Origin of the sequence: Streptomyces sp. YS-3 (assembly GCF_045257485.1) — a bacterium.
Lineage (GTDB): Bacteria > Actinomycetota > Actinomycetes > Streptomycetales > Streptomycetaceae > Streptomyces.
In genome coordinates this window covers 1-17,082 of sequence record NZ_JBJHPC010000095.1, presented here as the reverse complement: position 1 = coordinate 17,082, position 17,082 = coordinate 1, and the positions used below count along the sequence as shown (strand labels likewise).

Genomic DNA, 17,082 nt, shown 5'->3' with positions numbered 1-17,082 from the left:
GGAGTCCATGGCGGCGCTGTAGCGCTCCGGCCCCCCGGGGCCCCGGCCGGCCGGAGCGCTACAGCGCCGCCATGGACTCCTCGGCCGCCTTCCTGGCGGTCCGCGCCCTGGCCGGACAGTGGCGGGTGAGCACCTCCGCGGTGCTCCTCACGGCGGTCGCGCTCCTGCTCGGCGCCCGCTCCGGGCAACCCGTGTGCGCCCTGCGGCTGCTGGCCGCCAACCGTACGCACCCCGCGCTCCAGCAGGCCGTGGCCAACCTGCACCAAGAAGTCCTCACCACCCTCGACCTGCGCGCGGAGGACATACGGACCGTCGCCCGCCGCGCCTTCGCCGCAGGCACCCTCGCGTACGCCAACGGTCTGTTCGACCCCGACGGGGCCAACGAGCTGATCCGGGCCGAAGGACGCAGGAGGGGCGAGCCGCTCCATCTGTCGTGCTGCTTCAACGACATCCGCACCGACCACGATCTGCGGACCCTGGGCCCGGCGGTGTCCGCCGAGGAGATCCGCGCCGCCCTGCCCCGTACCGTCGTCGCCCCCTGCGACTTCGAGGAGGCCGAGACCTTCTTCCTGGTCGTCGTCGACACCGACCCCGGCTGGCTGAGATTCGTCCTGTGCGCCGAGACCGCGGCCCTGCCGCCCGAGGAGGTGCACACCTTCCTCCGGCGGCTCGAACGGTTCCTCGTGGACTGCGCCGAGCAGCCCGGACGTCCCTGGCCACGGCTCGATCAGGGGCAGCGGCAGAGGACCGCGCCGCCGCCGCGGACGGCCGCCAGGGGGTGACCGGATCTTGGCCGTAGCCGAACGGGCATGCCCCAAAGCGGAGGATGCCTCAGGCACTTGCGCGTGGTGAGACTGGGACCTGTCCGAACAGGGGTGCGGGATGTCTCGGCACCGGGTGACGGGGGAGTCGACTGTGTTCACGGAAGCACCGGCACGGCAGACCGCCATGGGCGTGGAGAACCCCGCGCACGGCACGGTCTTCGCCCACGCCCCCCGCCACACCGCCGCCGAACTCGACGCAGTGGTGGCCGAGGTGGCCGGGGCGTTCCCCCGGTGGGCGGCCCAACCACTGGAGATCCGCCGCCGGCACCTGCTCGACTGCCGGGACGCGCTGCGGGACGCCGAGGACGCCATGGCGGACCTGCTCACCCGGGAACAGGGCAAACCACTGCGGCACGCACACGCCGAAGTACGCCTGGCCGCAGACTGGTTCGCCCACACCGCCGGTCTCGCGCTGCACCCGGACCGCATCGTGGACGAGCCCGCCGCCCGGGTCACCCTGGAGCGGGTGCCGCACGGCGTCGTCGCGGCGATCGCCCCCTCCAACTACCCCGTCCTGCTGGCCGTGTGCAAGATCGCCCCGGCGCTCCTGGCGGGCAACACGGTCGTCCTCAAACCCTCGCCCGCCACACCGCTGTCCAGCCTGCTCATGGGTGAGGTGCTGGGCCGGGTCCTGCCGTCCGGCGTTCTGCGGGTGGTCAGCGGCGACTCCGCGCTGGGCGCCCGACTCACCGCACACCCGGCGGTCCGGCTCGTGTCCTTCACCGGCTCGATCACCGCCGGGCGCGCCATCGCCCGCTCCGCGGCCGAGGACTTCAAACGGACCGTTCTCGAACTCGGCGGCAACGACCCGGCCATCGTGCTGCCCGGTACCGACGTACAGGACCTGGCGCGCCCCCTGTTCGACCGGGCGATGGTCAACAGCGGCCAGTTCTGCGCCGCCGTCAAACGCGTCTACGTGCCACGCCCGCAGCACGCCCGGCTCACCGAGGCGCTGGCCGCGCTGGCCGGGGCCGCAGTCGTCGGAGACGGCCTCGACGCCGCGACCGAGCTGGGACCCCTGGTCAGCGCCGGGCAACTGGGCCATGTGGACGCGCTGGTGGCCGACGCGGTGCGCCGCGGGGCCCGGCTCGTCACCGGCGGGCGCCCCCTGGAGCGGGCCGGCCACTTCTATCCGCCCACCGTCGTCACGGACCTGCCGGAGGGAACGCGGCTGGAGGAGGAGGAGCAGTTCGGTCCCGTGATCCCCGTGATCCCCTACGACGACCTCGACGCCGTGACGGCCCGTGTCAACGCCTCGCCCTACGGCCTGGGCTGTTCCCTGTGGGGCGATCCGGAGCAGGGCGCCGCGGTGGCCCGGCGGCTGCACTGCGGAACGGTGTGGATCAACACCCACGGCGACCTCCGGCACGACGTGCCCTTCGGCGGCCACCGGCACTCGGGCGCGGGCGTCGAGTACGGACCGTGGGGCCTCTTGGAATACACCCAGATCACCATCCACCACCTCGCGCTCCGCGGGAAAGATGAGGGGAAGGCATGAGCGATACCGTTTCCGGCGGCGACCCCGGCACCGGCCTGGTCGATCTGTCGGGGCTGCGTGTGTTCGTCGGCGGCCCCATCCAGCACGCGCTGGGGCACAACAGTTTCCACCGGCCGCTGCGCGAGACGATCCAGGCCGTCATCACCGCTGTCACGCAGGCCGGGGCCACCGTCTTCTCCGCCCATGTCGCGGAGAAGTTCGGCCAGGACACACCGCTCTTCTCGCCGGAGGACGTCAGCGCACGGGACCTGGAGTGGATGCGCCGGTGCGACGTGTTCGTACCCGTCCTGCCGACGGACGCCGACGGCGCACTGATGCGCACCGACGGCACACACATCGAACTGGGCTGGGCCTCGGCGCTGGGTCGCCCCATCGTCATGGTGACCACCCTGCCGGTCCCGGCCGGGGCCAGCCATCTGCTGCGCGGACTGCCGTCCGTGGCCGACGTCGGCGTCGTCGACGTGGCCGAGCTGCACCGTGGCGGCCCCGGCGAACTGCTGCTGCGGCTGGGCAAGGTCGGCCGCGACGCGGTGGTGACACCATGACGACCGTCGAGCACACCGCGTCGGCCACCGAGGTCCTCGGGCTACGGCTCCTCAGCCCCCTCGTCGTCGGCTCGGGCCTGCTCACCGACCAGGAGCGCAACATCCGCCGCCTGCTCGCCGGGGGCGCGGGCGCCGTGGTCACCAAGACCATCCATCCCGGACCGCTCCCCGGCGGCGACGAGCGCCTGCTGCATCTGCCCACCGGGATGATCAACAGCACCACGTACTCCCGGCGCGGCGTGGACGCCTGGTGCGCCATGCTGAGCCGGTTCGCCGAGGACGGCCTGCCGGTCATCGCGTCCCTGCACGCCGACTCTCCCGCCGCGCTGGCCGACCTGGCCGCCCGGGTCGCCGACACCGGCTGCCGCGCCCTGGAGCTCGGTATCTCGTGTCTCAACGAGGACGGCGGGCTGGCCGACAGCGCACAGCGGGTCGCCGACTACACCGCTGCCGTGCGCCGCGCCACCGGACTGCCGTTCAGCGTGAAACTGGCGGTGGGGGAGCAGGTGGGCGAGCGCGTCGCCGCCGCCGTGGAGGCGGGCGCGGACGCGATCACCCTCAGCGACACCATCGCCGGGCTCGCGGTGTCCGCCGACACCGGGGAAGTCCTCCTGGGCCGCCCCTTCGGTTACTCGGGGGCCGGGATCAAACCGCTGGTGCTCGCCGCGATCTACGAGCTGCGGCGCGGCGGCCTCTCCGTTCCCGTGCTGGGCAGCGGCGGGGTGCGCAGCGGCACCGACGTGGCGGAGTACCTCACCGTGGGCGCCGACGCCGTGCAGGTCTACACGGCACTGCACACACACATGCACGAGACCCTGGCCGAGATCCGCCGGGGCTTCGACACCTGGCTCGGCGCACGCGGCGGATCCGTAACCGATGTGGTGGGACGGGCACTTGAGGGCGGAAGGGGTGAGGTGCGTGCGACAGCGGGCCACGAACGTCAGGGCGTACGGTGATCTGACGAGTCCCGAAACACCCGCGGCGCTCAGCGGCGCCACCCTGGTGTGGCCGGTGGGCGGACTGGAGCAGCACGGCCCCCATCTGCCGCTGTCGGTGGACTACGACATCGCCGACGCGTTCGCCCGCCAACTGGTGGCGGACACCGACGGTGTGCTCTTCCCCGGGCAGCCGCTGTCCGCCAGATCACTGCCGCAGAGCGGGGGCGGACTGCGCTTCCCCGGCACCGTCCACATCGACGGGGGAACCTTCATCGACTACGTCGCCCAGTGCCTGCGGGGACTGGCCCGGCTCGCCCCGGCCCGGCTGGTGGTGGTCAACGGGCACTACGAGAACGAGGCGCTGCTGTTCGAGGCTATCGACGGACTCGACCCGGCGCGCACCTTCCCCACCACCGAGATCGTCGCCTTCAGCTGGTGGAGCCTGGTGGAGGAGGAGTGGCTGCGCAAACGGCTTCCCCGTTTCCCGGGCTGGCACGCCGAGCACGCCGGGGTGACCGAGACCAGTCTCATGATGTACCTGCGTCCCGAGGTCGTGCGCCCGACGCGGGTCGACCACCCGACTCCGCCCGCCGCCGGCGTGTACCGCCATCCCGTCGGCGCGGACCGCATGTCCACCCAGGGAGTGCTGACCACGACCTCCGGTGCCGACGGCGACCTGGGGGAGGAGCTGTTCTGGCACGTGATGGACGGTGTGGCGCGGACGCTCGCGGACGGGGCGTCCCCGCGCACCGAGCAGGGCGCAAGCGAGTGACGAATTCCAGCGGAAGGGGATCCATGCGCCTGCCGACGACCGAACGCGACGCCTTCGAAGCCCGGCTGCAAAGCCTCTTCGGCGACAAACTGCGGCCCGTGGAGGAGTGTTTCGAGGCCATCCAGAACTTCAAGGACGGGTCCTTCGCGCTGGGGCAGCTCGGGCTCATGCTCTACACCAACGGATACAACCTGCGGGGCACCAGCACCCGCCATCCCAACGGCATGGTCTTCCACGACGGGCAGAACCTCTTCGGGGTCGGCTACTTCAGCAAGGAGCACGACGAGCGCAAGCATCTGCACATCGTCGCGCCCAAGGGGAAGGACCGTATCGCCGCGGTCAAGTCGTTCATCTCCGCGACGCGCGAAGCGGGCCTGGCGCAGACCTCCGTATACGTCCGCCACCTCTCGCCGAGCGACCACGAGCTGTTCCTGGCGGCCGGTTTCGCCCCGGTGTCGGCCGACCCCTGGCACCCCGAGGCCCCGGAGGAGGACGAGACCTACCCCAACCGGGTCTACCGACTGGACGAACTGCTGGCGGTGGACGCCGACGGCCGTCCGGTGGTGAAGAACCTGGAGGGGGACGGCAACCGGCGGCACAGGAACAAGAACCGGCTCGCCTACCGCCGTTTCGAGAACTTCCTTGCCCGCAACGACCACCTGGAACTCCGGATAAGGCCCTACGGCTACGGCCCGGACGAGGCGAAGATGGCCAGGTCCGTCGTCGAGGGCTACTTCGAGGCCCGCCGGGAGCAGGGCGAGGTCGTCGGTTCCACCCCCGAGGACTACACGGCGATCGTCACCCAGCGGCCGGGAGGCCGCAACGAACACGACTACTTCGCCTACCTCGGCGTCCTGGCCCACAGCGGCGGCGAGGAGGTGCCGGTGATGTTCTTCGCCGGCGAGCGCACCGCGCCGGACCGGGCATCGCTGTACTGCACGATGTCGATGCGCTTCGCGGACCGGCTGAGCGGGCTGTTCAAGGACGCCACCGGCTTCACCGCCATACCGCAGTACATCTGGCTCACCGTGTTCAAGAAGCTCATGGACCACGGCATCCGCGAGGTCGACGCGGGCGGATCCGAGGTCAAGGGCCTCGACGACCAGAAACGGCAGTTGGGCGGACGGCCCGAAAAAACCCACTGGGTCGTGGGCTGAACCGCCCCGACCCGGACCTTCCCAAGTCGCGCCCAGGGGGTACGTACATGCAATCGCGCACCGATCACGAGGACTTCACCCAGTTCGACGTCTGTGTCGTGGGGATGGGATACGTCGGTGTCACCCTCGCCGCCGCCCTCCTGTCCACCGGCAAGCGGGTGCTCGGCTACGAGAGCGACCCGGCGGTCGCCGGCGCCCTGGCACAAGGGCGCCTCCAGCTCGCGGAACCCGGCGTCGCCGAGCTGATCGAGCGCGGAGCCGGCGACGGCACGCTCGCGGTCACGGCCGACATCAGCGGGCACCGGCTGCCGCCCGTCGTCGTCATCTGCGTCGGCACACCCATCACGCCCGGGGGAACCACGCCCGAACTCGGCCATCTGACGGCCGCCGCCGAAGCCGTCGCGGCAGGCGCGGACGAGGACACCCTGGTGATCGTGCGCAGTACCGTCCCCGTCGGCACCACCCGCGAACTGGTCCTGCCGGCCCTGGCCCGCCGGATACCCGAACCGCTGCTCGCCTTCTGCCCCGAACGCACCATCCAGGGGCAGGCGCTGGCGGAACTGCTGTCCCTGCCGCAGATCGTCGGCGGCCTCGACGAAGAGGCGACGAAGCTCGCGGCGGGGTTCTTCACCACCATCAGCGGACGGGTGGTCCCCGTTTCCTCACTGGAGGCCGCCGAACTGGTCAAGCTGGTCAACAACTGCCACACGGACCTCATCTACGGCTTCGGCAACGAGATCGCCCTCATGGCCGAGAAGCTCGGCCTGGACGCCATGGAGGTCATCACCTCCGCCAACGCGGACTATCCGCGCCCCGATCTGAGCAAGCCGGGATTCGTCGGCGGCAGCTGCCTCACCAAGGACCCGTATCTGCTGAGCCACTCCCTGGCCCGCCACGACCACACCCCGCAGATGGTCATGGCGGCCCGCGCCCTCAACGAGTCCCTGCCCCGGCGGGTCGGCGAGCGCGTGCTCGGCGCCCTGCGCCAAGCGGGCCAGGACCCGCGGCGGTCCACCGTCCTGGTCTCCGGATTCGCCTACAAGGGCCGCCCCGAGACGGACGACATGCGCGGCGCCCCCAGTGTGCCGCTCCTTGAGTTCCTGCGCGGCAAGGTCGCCCGGGTGGTCGGCCACGACTTCGTGATCCCGCCCGAACGCATCGAGGCGCTGGGGGTGGAGCCCGTCACGCTGACCGACGGCTTCACCGGCGCCCATGCCGCCATCCTGCTCAACGACCACGCCCGGTACGGCGAGTTGCCGGCTGAGGAGCTCATCGCCCGGATGAGCCCGCCGGCGCTGGTGTACGACGCCTGGCGGGTGTTCCCGCGGACGACGAAGACAATGAGGCTCGGCAGTGCCTGAGAAGATCCTGATCACCGGGGGAGCGGGGTTCATCGGGCTGCACCTGGCCGCCGAACTCGCCTCCCGCCACGACGTCACCCTCCTCGACGACTTCAGCAGGGGCCGGCGCGACACGCTGCTCGACTCCCTGCTCGACCGCGTCACGCTCGTCGAACACGATCTGACCACCCCCGTTCCCGACACCCTCCTGCCCGACGACTTCGACACCGTCCACCACCTGGCGGCGGTCGTCGGCGTCGTCCACTCCAACGAGGATCCGCAACGGGTGCTGCGGACCAACCTCCTGTCCACCGTGCACGTGCTGGACTGGTTCACCGGGCGGCCCGGCATGTCCGGCGCCACCTTCTGCTTCGCCTCCTCCAGCGAGGCGTACGCGGGAAGCGTCGCCGCCGGTCTCGCCGCGCTGCCCACCGGCGAGGACGTCCCCCTGCTGGTCCCCGACCCCGAGGTGCCCCGCTCCTCGTACGGCTTCAGCAAGATCACCGGCGAGCTGCTGTGCCGCACCTACGCCCGCGTCCACGGCTTCGCCCTGCGCATGGTGCGCTTCCACAACGTCTACGGACCGCGTATGGGCTATGACCACGTCATCCCGCAGTTCATCGAACGCGTCCTCACCGGCGCCGACCCCTTCGCCGTCTACGGCGGCGACCAGACCCGGGCCTTCTGCCACGTCGACGACGCGGTGGCCGCCCTGATCGCGCTGGCCGGGCTGCCCACCAAGGAGACCCTGCTCGTCAACATCGGCAACGACAGTGAGGAAGTCCGTATGGACGACCTCGCCCGCATGGTCTTCGAGACGGCCGGGCGCACGCCCAGCATCGCCGCCCATCCGGCACCGCCCCTGTCCCCGGCGCGCCGCCTGCCCGACCTGACCCGGCTGCGCGAACTCACCGGCTACCGCCCAGCGGTCGACTTGCGTGAGGGCCTGCGCCGCACCTACGCCTGGTACGCGCACGACCTCGCCACCCGCGGGACCGGGCAATGAACGGCCTCCGGGTGCGGTACGTGCACCAGGGGTACTTCCCCGCCCGCGCGGGCGCCGAGCTGATGACCCGGTCCCTCGCCGTGGCCATGAGCCGTAGGGGAGTGCGCGTGGGCCTGTACGGCGGCGAGGGCGACCCCGAGGACGCCCGGCTGATGACGGCCGCCGGGATCGGCGTCGAACCGCTGCCGGCCGGGGAGGGCGAGGCGCGCGCCGCGGACCTGGTGCACGCCGTCGACGCCTTCCAGCCCGAGAACATCCGCACCGGGCTGCGCCTCGCCCGCGCCTGGGGCGTGCCGTTCGCCGTGACACCGGCCTCGGCACCGGAGGTGTGGCCCGACCGGGCGGCCGTGGTGGAGGGCTGCCGCCGGGCGGACGCCGTGTTCGTCCTGACCGACGCCGAACGCGAGGTGCTGCGCGCCGACGGTGTGGCCGACTCCGTCCTGCACCGGATCGGGCAGGGGGCGCACCTGCCGGGCACCGCCGACCCGGAGGGTTTCCGTGCCGCGCACGGCATCACCGGGCCCGTGGTGCTCTTCCTCGGCCGCAAGATGCGCTCCAAGGGATACGCGGTGCTGCTGGAGGCGGCGCGGCACGTGTGGGCACGCCACCCCGAGGCGCACTTCGTCTTCCTCGGCCCGCGCTGGGACGAGGACTGCGGGCAGCTCTTCGCCGCCCACGCCGACCCCCGTATCACCGAACTCGACCGGGTGGACGAGGACACCAAACTCAGTGCCCTCATGGCGAGCGACCTGGTCTGTCTGCCGTCGACGGTCGACGTCTTCCCACTGGTGTTCGTGGAGGCGTGGATGTGCGGCAAGCCGGTGATCGGCTCCGCGTTCATGGGCAGCGCCGAGGTGATCGCCGACGGCCGGGACGGGCTGATCGTCCCGCCCGCCGCCCGGCCGGTGGCGGACGCGGTGAGCCGTCTGCTCGCCGACCCGGCCGAACGGGAGCGGATGGGGCGCGCGGGCCACGCCAGGGCACGCCGCGAACTCACCTGGGACGCCGTCGCCGCACAGGTGCACCGCGTCTACACCGAACTGGTCCCGGCCCGGAGTTGAGCGGAGGAAGTCCCGTGAAAGCAGTCATACTGGCCGGCGGCGAGGGGCGGCGCCTGAGGCCCGCCACCTTCACCGTCCCCAAACCCCTCATCGAGGTCGACGGCACCCCGATCCTGCACATCATCCTCCGACAGCTCCAGAGCGCCGGATTCACCCAGGTCACGCTCTCGCTGGGCTACCGCGCCCAACTGATCGAGGCCAGCTTCGACGACCCCCGCTGGACGGGCCTCGACCTGCGTTTCTGCCTGGAGCACGAACCGCTGGGCACGGCCGGACCGCTGGGCCTGCTCCCGCCCCTGGAGGACTCCACCCTGGTGATGAACGCGGACCTGCTCACCGACATCGACTTCGCCGACCTGTGGAGGCGGCACAAGAAGTCCGAGGCGGCGGCGACGATCGCCCTGGTGCCGCGCCATGTCGACCTCGCCCACGGGGTGGTGGAGGTCGACGGCGAGAACCGGGTGGCCCGCTTCCGGGAGAAACCGCGGATGAGTTTCCTCGCCAGCACCGGTATCTACGTCCTGGAGCCCTCGGTCCCGCGCCTGCTGCCCCCGCGTACCCGCTACGACATGCCGGCCCTGCTCAACGACGCCGCCGCCCGGGGCGCCCGCGTCGAGGGCCATGTCTTCGACGCCGCCTGGCACGACATCGGCACTCCCGCGCAGCTCGCCGCCGCCGACGCCGCGCTCCGCGCCGACCGGGCGCGCTATCTGGGCGCCCTCGGACCGAGCGGCGGCCCCACGACGAGCACCGGCGCCCCCACGGACGCCACGCAGCAGGCGGTGCGCGGATGACCGACTGGAAGATCCCCCTCTACGCCCCGTGCACCGGCGAGGCCGAGGCCCGCGCCGTCGCCGAGGTCCTGCGCGCCAACTGGCTGTCCGTGGGCCCGGTGACCGAGGACTTCGAGGCGCGCTACGCGACCGCGCTGGAGGTCGAGGACGCGGTCGCGGTCAGCAGCGGGACCGCGGCGCTGCACCTGGCCGTCCTCGCCCTGGGGATCGGTCCCGGCGACGAGGTCGTCCTGCCGTCGCTGAGCTTCGTCTCGGCCGCCGCCGTGGTCGCCCTGTGCGGGGCCACCCCGGTGTTCGCCGAGGTGAAGGGTGCCCATGACCTGGGGGTGGACCCGGCGGACGTGGCCGCCCGGATCACCCCGCGCACCCGCGCTGTGGTGGCCGCGCACTACGGCGGCCACGCGGCCGATCTGCCGGCCCTGACCACGCTGGCCCGGCGGCACGGCCTGGCCCTCATCGAGGACGCGGCGCACGCCCCGGCCACCAGGACCGCGTACGGCGTCCTGGGCACGGTCGGCGACATCGGCTGCTTCAGCTTCTTCGCGACCAAGAACCTGGCCATGGGGGAGGGCGGTGCCGTGGTCGCCCGCGATCCCGAGGTGCGCGCCCGGATCAGACGGCTGCGCTCGCACGCGCTGACCGTGGGTGCCGAACAGCGCCACCGCGGCGGCCCCTCGGGTTACGACGTGGACGGGTTCGGTCTCAACTACCGCCCCACCGAGATCGCCTGCGCGCTCGGACGCGTCCAGCTGGCGGCGCTGGCGGAGCGCCGCGTGGTGCGCCAGGAGGCGGTGCGGTCCTATCGCGCGCTGCTGTCGGGGCTGCCCGGTCTCGAAGTGCCCTACGCGGACCGGCCGGTGGAGGAGGGCGCGCACCACCTGTTCCCGGTCGTGCTGCCCGACGGCTTCGACCGGGAGGACCTTCAGACGGAGCTGCGGGCGGCCGGGGTCCAGAGCGGTGTGCACTATCCGCCCACCCATCTGTTCACCGCCTACCGCGAGCGGTACGGCACGCGCCCCGGCAGTCTCCCGGTCACCGAGAGCGTTGCCGCGCGCCAGTTGTCGCTGCCGCTGCACGCCGCGATCGGGCTCGGGGACGTGCGCCGGGTGGCCGAGGCGGTGAGCCGGACATGGGCGACGCGGCGGTGAGCGCCCCGGGCGGCACCCGGCTGGTCGAGGGGGTGCTGCACCGCGACGGACGCCCCCTGTTCTGCCTGGGCGTCAACTATTTCCCCTCCCGCACGGGCTGCGACTTCTGGCGGGACTGGGACCCGGAGGCCCTGGACTCCGACTTCGCCCGGATGGCCGCGCTCGGCTTCAACACCGTACGGATCTTCGTCTTCTGGGCGGACTTCGAGCCCGCCGAGGGCGTGTACGACCCGAGGATGACCGGGCGGCTGTGCGAGCTGGTGGCCCTGGCGCACCGGCACGGACTGCTGTGTCTGCCCTCGCTGCTGACCATCTGGATGAACGGACAGCTCTTCGACCCGCCCTGGCGGGGCGGCCGGGACCTGTGGCGCGATCCGGCGATGGCGGAGCGGCAGCGCGCGTTCGTCGCGCACCTCGCGGGCGCGCTGCGCGACGCGCCCAACATCCTCGCCTACGACATCGGCGACGAGATCCCGCATGTCGACCCGGTCGCCTCCGGTTCGCTGGGCGCCCATGAGGTACGGGCGTGGTGGGCCGGCCTCGCCGAGGCGATCCGGGCGGCCGACCCCGGGGCCCTGGTCCTCCAGGCCAACGAGGGCTCGGCGGTCTTCGGCGACCACGCCTTCCGGCCCGAGCACGCCCGGCCGCTGGACCTGGTCGCGCTGCACGGCTTCCCGCTGTGGACCCCCTTCCACATCGAGTCGGCCGCCGCCGTGAAGGCCTCCGCCTATCTGCCCTATCTGGTGCGGCGCGGCCGGGCCCACGCCCCGGTGCTCGTCGATGAGATGGGCAGCTACGGCTGTGACGAGGCCACCGCCGCCCGCTATCTGCGCGCGGCGGCCCACAGCGCCTTCGCCGCCGGGGCCGTCGGCATCGTCGTGTGGTGCTGGCAGGACTTCACCTCCGAGAGCAAGCCGTACGCACTGCGGCCCGGCGAACGCTTCGTGGGACTGCTGGACATGGACGGCCGCGAGAAACCGGCCATGGACGCCTTCCGCGGCTTCGCCCGCCGGGTGAGCGGAGAACTCGCCGGCTTCCGCCCCGTGCCCGGCCGGGTGGGCGTGTTCCTGCCCGAGCGGGCCGCTGAGCACGACGGCGGATACCTGGCGTCGGAGGCGGACACCGAGGCCGCCGCCTTCTACACCCACTGTCTGCTCCAACAGGCGCATCTGTCCTACGAGTTCACCGGGACCGAGGACCTGGAACGGTACGCCATGGTGATCTGCCCCTCCGTACGGCCGCTGCCGCTGGCCGCGCAACGGCGGCTGGGCGAGTACACCGTCGCGGGCGGGGTCCTGCTGTACTCGACCGGCGATCTCCTGGGCCCGGCCGGTCTGGAGGAGCTCTTCGGCGTACGGATCCGGGACTTCACCCTCGACGCGGCCGAACAGGACCGCTTCACCTGGGCCGGCACTCCCTTCCCGGTGGACTGGCCGGCCGGGCGGATCCCCGTGGTGGACAGCACGATCGCGGAGACGCTCGCCCGCTACCCCAACGGCACGCCCGCGCTGACCCGGCAGCAACGGGGCAGCGGAGTGGCCTACTTCCTCAACGCCCCGCTGGAGGCGCTGCTGAACGCCCCCTACCGGCTCCAGGAGACGCCCTGGCACCGGCTGTACGCGGCGATCGGGGAGAAGGAAGGGATACGGCCCGAGGTGACCGCCGACGAGCCGCTGGTGGAGACCACCGTCCTGGCACGCGGCGACGAACGCTGCGCCGTGGTCGTCAACCACGCCACCTCGCCCGTGACGACGACCGTGTACCGCACGTCCCCCTCCGGCGACGCGCGGCCGGTGCGGCACCTGAGCCTGGAGCCCAAGGGCGTCGCCCTCGTGCGCCTTCCCGAAGCCGAAACCCGGGACCCCGCCACGGTCCCCGGCGGCAGGCAGGAGAGCCAGCGGTGATCATCGACGCCCATGTCCACGCCGGCGAGTACTACCGCCACTTCACCGCTCGCTTCGCCGACGAGATGATGGCCACCACCGGACTGCCCCCCGAGGCGCTGTCCGCCCCGGAGGACAAGCTCCTCGCCGAGATGGACGCCGCCGGGGTCGACCACGCCTTCCTGCTCGCCTTCGACGTACGGCGCGTCGAGGGGTTCTCGGTACCGAACACCTTCGTCGCCGAGCTGTGCGCCCGCCACCCCCAGCGCTTCACCGGCTTCGCCTCCGTCGACGCCGGCCGGCCGGGCGCCGCCGACGAACTGCGGCACGCGGTGACCGAACTGGGCCTGCGCGGACTGAAGATCGCCCCCTGCTACCTGCGCATGTCCCCGGCGGACCCCCGCTGGTTCGAGGTGTACGAGCTGGCCCAGGAGCTGGACATCCCGGTCCTCGTACACACCGGCTACACCCCCGCGAAGAACGCCGACGGCCGCTTCTTCTCGCCCCTGCTGCTGGAGCCGGTCGCGCGCCGGTTCCCGCGACTGCGCCTGATCCTGGCGCACCTGGGCACCCCGTGGACGACCCCGTGCATCGACCTGCTGGCCCGCCATCCCCACCTGTACGCGGACCTGTCGATCTTCGGCTCCTACCAGTCGCCCCGGACGGTGGCCGCGGCGCTCGCCCACGCCCGGGCGCGGGGAGTGCTGGACCGCCTGCTGTGGGGCACCGACTTCCCCTTCGCCACCATGTCCGAGGCCGTCGCCCGGATGGCGCGACTCACCACCGACGCCACGGCGTGGCCGTCGGACAGCTCCCCCCTGACACCAGACGAACACCGGGCGGTCATGGGCGGCACCGCCGCACGACTGACCCAGAAATGAGGAGACGGTGGCCTTCATCCAGGGATACGAATTCGACGCCATGTCGCGCCGCCCGCTGTACGGGGACGTGACCCAGCGGCTCGTCGACCTGTGCGCGTGCGCCCCCGGCAGCGTCGTCGCGGACGTCGGCTGCGGCTCCGGCCGCGCCACCGAGCTGCTGCTCGAACGCTTCCCGCAGCTCGGCTCCGTGGTGGGCATCGACCCCTCCGCCCACGAACTGGCGCTGGCCGAGGAACGGCTGCGCGACAACCCCCGGGCCCGTTTCGTCACCGGCCGGGCCCAGGACGTGGGCGCCGTCGTCGGGCCGGTGGACGCCGTGGTGCTCAGCAACGTCATGCACCAGATCCCCCGCAGCGAGCGCCCCTCGGTGCTGCGCGGCTGCCACGACCTGCTCGCGCCCGGCGGCAGGCTCGCCCTCAACACCCTGTTCTACGAGGGTGCCGTGCTGCCCGAGAGCCGCCGCTTCTACGCCGCGTGGCTGCACGCCACCCGCGTCTGGCTGCGCCGCCACGGCGCTGACCTGGTCCTGGAGCGCGAAGCCCCGGTCGCCCTGGAGACGCTGACCCCGGCCGACCACGAAGCCCTCATGACCGAGGCGGGCTTCGCCTCCGTCACCTCCGAAGAAGATGTCTACCCGTGGACCCTGGAGGACTGGCAGGCCCTGTGCGGGTACTCCGTCTTCGTCGAGGGCGCCACCGGGCTCACGGACGTCGAGCTCGGCTCCCGGGCGCTGACCGAAGCCCTGCACACCGTCTTCCGCGACCTGGGGCTGAGCCAAGTGCCCCGGCGCTGGCTGTTCGTCCACGGCACGAGGCAGCGGTGATCGCGGCGACCCGGCCCGCGGTGGGCGCCGCCACCGGCCCCCTGTCCCAGGCCCAACTGGGCATGTGGTTCCTGGAACGGCGCGCGGGGACCACGCTCTACGCCGAACCGATGACCTTCCGTCTGACCGGCGAGGTCAACGTGCGCGCCCTGCACGCCGCCGCCGAGGAGGTGGTACGCCGCCACGACGCCCTGCGCACCCGCTTCACCATGGTCGACGGGGCTCCCCGCCAGTACGTCGTCCCCGACGCGCGGGTGCCGCTGGCCCGGGTCGACCTGGCGTATCTGCCCCCCGACCAGCGCCACCGGCGCGCCGAACGGCTCCTGCGCGCCGAACTCGGCCGCCCCATCGACCTGGCCGCGGGACCGCTGGTACGGGCCACGCTGATCCGGCTCGCCCCGCACGACCATCTCTTCCGCCTCACCCTGCACCATCTCGTCTGCGACGCCTGGTCCTGGTGGATGGTCGTCCTGCGCGAGCTGGAGGAGCTCTACGCCCGACGCGTCGGCGGCGTACCGGCACCCCTGGAGCCGGTCCGCACCCACTACGCGGAGTTCGTCGACTGGCAGGAGCGCTGGCTGAACAGCCCCGCGCACACCCGGCAGGCCGACCACTGGCGCCGGGCCCTATCCGGGGTCACCCCACTGCCCGAACTCACCCTGGCCCGCACCACCGCGCCGGTACCGCACACCGTGAGCGCGACCGAGTGGACGGCCTTCCCGCAGCCGCTCCACGACCGGCTGCGCGCCCTCGGCCGCCGCGAACACGTCACCCTGTACATGCTGCTGCTGACCGCGTTCGCACGGGTGCTGCGCCGCCATGTGCCGGGCGACGACATCCTGGTCGGCACCCGGGGCGGTTTCCGCAGCAGGCCCGAGTTCGAGAAGACCGTCGGCCTGTTCGTCAACATGCTGCCCATCCGCACCCGCGTCGCCGAGGACACCGGGTTCCACGAGTTGCTGCCCCAGGTGCGCGACACCCTCCTCGGCACCTACCTCAACCGGGACCTGCCCTTCGAACGCCTCGTGGCGGAGCTGGGCCTGCGCCGCACGGGGGCACGCCCGGTGATCAACGTATGCGTCTCCTTCCAGACCACCCCCGAGGTCATGCCGCGACTGCCGGGCCTGGAGGTCACGTTGGTCAACCACGACCCGTACTCGCCCTTCGACCTCGATCTCGGCTTCTACACCGAGGACGGCGGCCTGCGCGCCCTGATGATCTACAACCCGGCCCGGTACGCCCCCGAAGCGGTCCGCCACCTGCTCGACGCGCTGAGCAGGGAGCTGTGGGACGCCACCCAACACGCCGGCACGCCCCGCACGGCCGGGCCCGTCCGCCCCCACGACGCGAAGGAGACCACCGCATGAGGGCTTTGCAGTGGCAGGGCGCCCACCGGGTGGCCCTGTCCGACGACGTGCCGCCGCCGCGCGTCGAGGCCCCGGACGACGCGGTCGTACGGGTCGTCACCAGCGCGATCTGCGGCACCGACCTGCATCCCTACCGGGGCGAGATCGCCTCCTTCTCCCCGGGCACCGTCACCGGCCACGAGTTCACCGGAGTCGTCGAGGCCGTCGGCCCCGAGGTGCGCGGCCTGCGGGTCGGCCAGCGGGTCCTCGCCTCGGACATCATCGCCTGTGGCCGCTGCTGGTGGTGCCGGCACGGCGGCCACTACCAGTGCGAGCAGGTGGGCCTGTTCGGCTACGACACGGTCGTGGGCGCGCGCCCGGTCGCGGGCGGCCACGCCGAGTTCGTCCGCGTCCCCTTCGCCGACACCGTCCTCTTCCCGGTCCCCGACGACGTCGCCGACGAGCGCGCGCTGCTCATCGGGGACGCGCTGGCCACCGGGTACGCCTGCGCCCTCGGCGGCGAGGTGCGGCCCGGCGACACCGTCGCGGTGATCGGCTGCGGCGCGGTGGGCCTGCTGGCCGCCGAGGCCGCCCGGCTCCTGGGAGCCGCCCGTGTCCTCGCCATCGACCCCGTCGCCGGCCGCCGCGACGCGGCCACCGGGCGCGGCGCCGAGGCCCTGGCCCCCGGTGACGACCTCCCGCGGCGGATACGCGAGTTGACCCGCGGACGCGGCGCCGACGCCGTGCTGGAGGCCGTCGGGACGGACGCCGCCCTGCTGAGCGCCCTGGAGATCGTGCGACCGCGCGGCGTGGTGTGCGCGGTCGGTGCCCACGCGTCCACCGCGATGCCATTGCCGACCATCACCGCCTTCGCCAAAGAGGTGACCCTGCGGTTCGCCGTCGGCAACCCCATCGCCACCCGTGAGCCGCTGATGGAGCTCGTCGGCCAGGGCCGTATCGACCCCTCCTTCGTCATCACCCACCGCCTGCCGCTCGCCGAAGCCCCCGAGGCCTTCCGGCTGTTCGACGCGGGCGAGGCCATCAAGGTGGTGCTCCTCCCGTGACC

The 17,082-nt window shown here is 72.5% G+C and carries 15 protein-coding genes and 1 pseudogene; all 16 read left to right on the top strand.

Annotated features, from left to right (window positions below):
• Nucleotides 1-782, top strand: a pseudogene (locus ACJA3G_RS11485) (hypothetical protein); the annotation flags it as partial.
• A gap of 133 nt (nucleotides 783-915) precedes the next feature.
• The gene (locus ACJA3G_RS11480; protein ID WP_406552819.1) at nucleotides 916-2,322 is read left to right on the top strand and encodes an aldehyde dehydrogenase family protein; all 1,407 of its coding nucleotides are present in this window, start codon (nucleotides 916-918) and stop codon (nucleotides 2,320-2,322) included.
• A complete protein-coding gene (locus tag ACJA3G_RS11475) occupies nucleotides 2,319-2,867 on the top strand; it encodes a nucleoside 2-deoxyribosyltransferase (protein WP_406552818.1) in 549 nt (182 codons plus the stop codon). Before ACJA3G_RS11480 ends, ACJA3G_RS11475 begins: the two co-directional genes overlap by 4 nt.
• Nucleotides 2,864-3,823, top strand: a complete 960-nt coding sequence (locus tag ACJA3G_RS11470; protein WP_406552817.1) for an alpha-hydroxy-acid oxidizing protein — start codon at nucleotides 2,864-2,866, stop codon at nucleotides 3,821-3,823. The genes ACJA3G_RS11475 and ACJA3G_RS11470 overlap by 4 nt, the downstream gene beginning before the upstream one ends.
• Nucleotides 3,786-4,577: a creatininase family protein gene (locus ACJA3G_RS11465; RefSeq protein WP_406552816.1), complete on the top strand. Its 792-nt coding sequence runs from the start codon at nucleotides 3,786-3,788 to the stop codon at nucleotides 4,575-4,577. The genes ACJA3G_RS11470 and ACJA3G_RS11465 overlap by 38 nt, the downstream gene beginning before the upstream one ends.
• A gap of 23 nt (nucleotides 4,578-4,600) precedes the next feature.
• Nucleotides 4,601-5,734, top strand: a complete 1,134-nt coding sequence (locus tag ACJA3G_RS11460) for a hypothetical protein (RefSeq protein ID WP_406552815.1) — start codon at nucleotides 4,601-4,603, stop codon at nucleotides 5,732-5,734.
• A gap of 47 nt (nucleotides 5,735-5,781) precedes the next feature.
• Nucleotides 5,782-7,095, top strand: coding sequence for a nucleotide sugar dehydrogenase (locus ACJA3G_RS11455; RefSeq protein WP_406552814.1), 1,314 nt, complete (start codon nucleotides 5,782-5,784; stop codon nucleotides 7,093-7,095).
• On the top strand, nucleotides 7,088-8,080 hold the full coding sequence (locus tag ACJA3G_RS11450; RefSeq protein WP_406552813.1) for an NAD-dependent epimerase/dehydratase family protein: 993 nt from the start codon (nucleotides 7,088-7,090) through the stop codon (nucleotides 8,078-8,080). The genes ACJA3G_RS11455 and ACJA3G_RS11450 overlap by 8 nt, the downstream gene beginning before the upstream one ends.
• Nucleotides 8,077-9,141: a glycosyltransferase family 4 protein gene (locus ACJA3G_RS11445; protein WP_406552812.1), complete on the top strand. Its 1,065-nt coding sequence runs from the start codon at nucleotides 8,077-8,079 to the stop codon at nucleotides 9,139-9,141. The genes ACJA3G_RS11450 and ACJA3G_RS11445 overlap by 4 nt, the downstream gene beginning before the upstream one ends.
• A gap of 14 nt (nucleotides 9,142-9,155) precedes the next feature.
• Nucleotides 9,156-9,935: an NDP-sugar synthase gene (locus tag ACJA3G_RS11440; protein WP_406552811.1), complete on the top strand. Its 780-nt coding sequence runs from the start codon at nucleotides 9,156-9,158 to the stop codon at nucleotides 9,933-9,935.
• Entirely contained in the window at nucleotides 9,932-11,083 is a 1,152-nt protein-coding gene (locus ACJA3G_RS11435; RefSeq protein ID WP_406552810.1) for a DegT/DnrJ/EryC1/StrS family aminotransferase, read from the top strand. The genes ACJA3G_RS11440 and ACJA3G_RS11435 overlap by 4 nt, the downstream gene beginning before the upstream one ends.
• Nucleotides 11,065-12,987 carry a beta-galactosidase trimerization domain-containing protein gene (locus tag ACJA3G_RS11430; RefSeq protein ID WP_406552809.1) on the top strand — a complete coding sequence of 641 codons (1,923 nt, stop codon included), beginning with the start codon at nucleotides 11,065-11,067 and terminating at the stop codon, nucleotides 12,985-12,987. The genes ACJA3G_RS11435 and ACJA3G_RS11430 overlap by 19 nt, the downstream gene beginning before the upstream one ends.
• Nucleotides 12,984-13,847, top strand: a complete 864-nt coding sequence (locus ACJA3G_RS11425; protein ID WP_406552808.1) for an amidohydrolase family protein — start codon at nucleotides 12,984-12,986, stop codon at nucleotides 13,845-13,847. The genes ACJA3G_RS11430 and ACJA3G_RS11425 overlap by 4 nt, the downstream gene beginning before the upstream one ends.
• Nucleotides 13,848-13,854: 7 nt before the next feature.
• Nucleotides 13,855-14,670: a class I SAM-dependent methyltransferase gene (locus tag ACJA3G_RS11420; RefSeq protein ID WP_406552807.1), complete on the top strand. Its 816-nt coding sequence runs from the start codon at nucleotides 13,855-13,857 to the stop codon at nucleotides 14,668-14,670.
• Nucleotides 14,667-16,037, top strand: a complete 1,371-nt coding sequence (locus ACJA3G_RS11415) for a condensation domain-containing protein (protein ID WP_406552806.1) — start codon at nucleotides 14,667-14,669, stop codon at nucleotides 16,035-16,037. The genes ACJA3G_RS11420 and ACJA3G_RS11415 overlap by 4 nt, the downstream gene beginning before the upstream one ends.
• On the top strand, nucleotides 16,034-17,080 hold the full coding sequence (locus ACJA3G_RS11410; RefSeq protein WP_406552805.1) for an alcohol dehydrogenase family protein: 1,047 nt from the start codon (nucleotides 16,034-16,036) through the stop codon (nucleotides 17,078-17,080). Before ACJA3G_RS11415 ends, ACJA3G_RS11410 begins: the two co-directional genes overlap by 4 nt.
• Nucleotides 17,081-17,082: the final 2 nt, after the last annotated feature.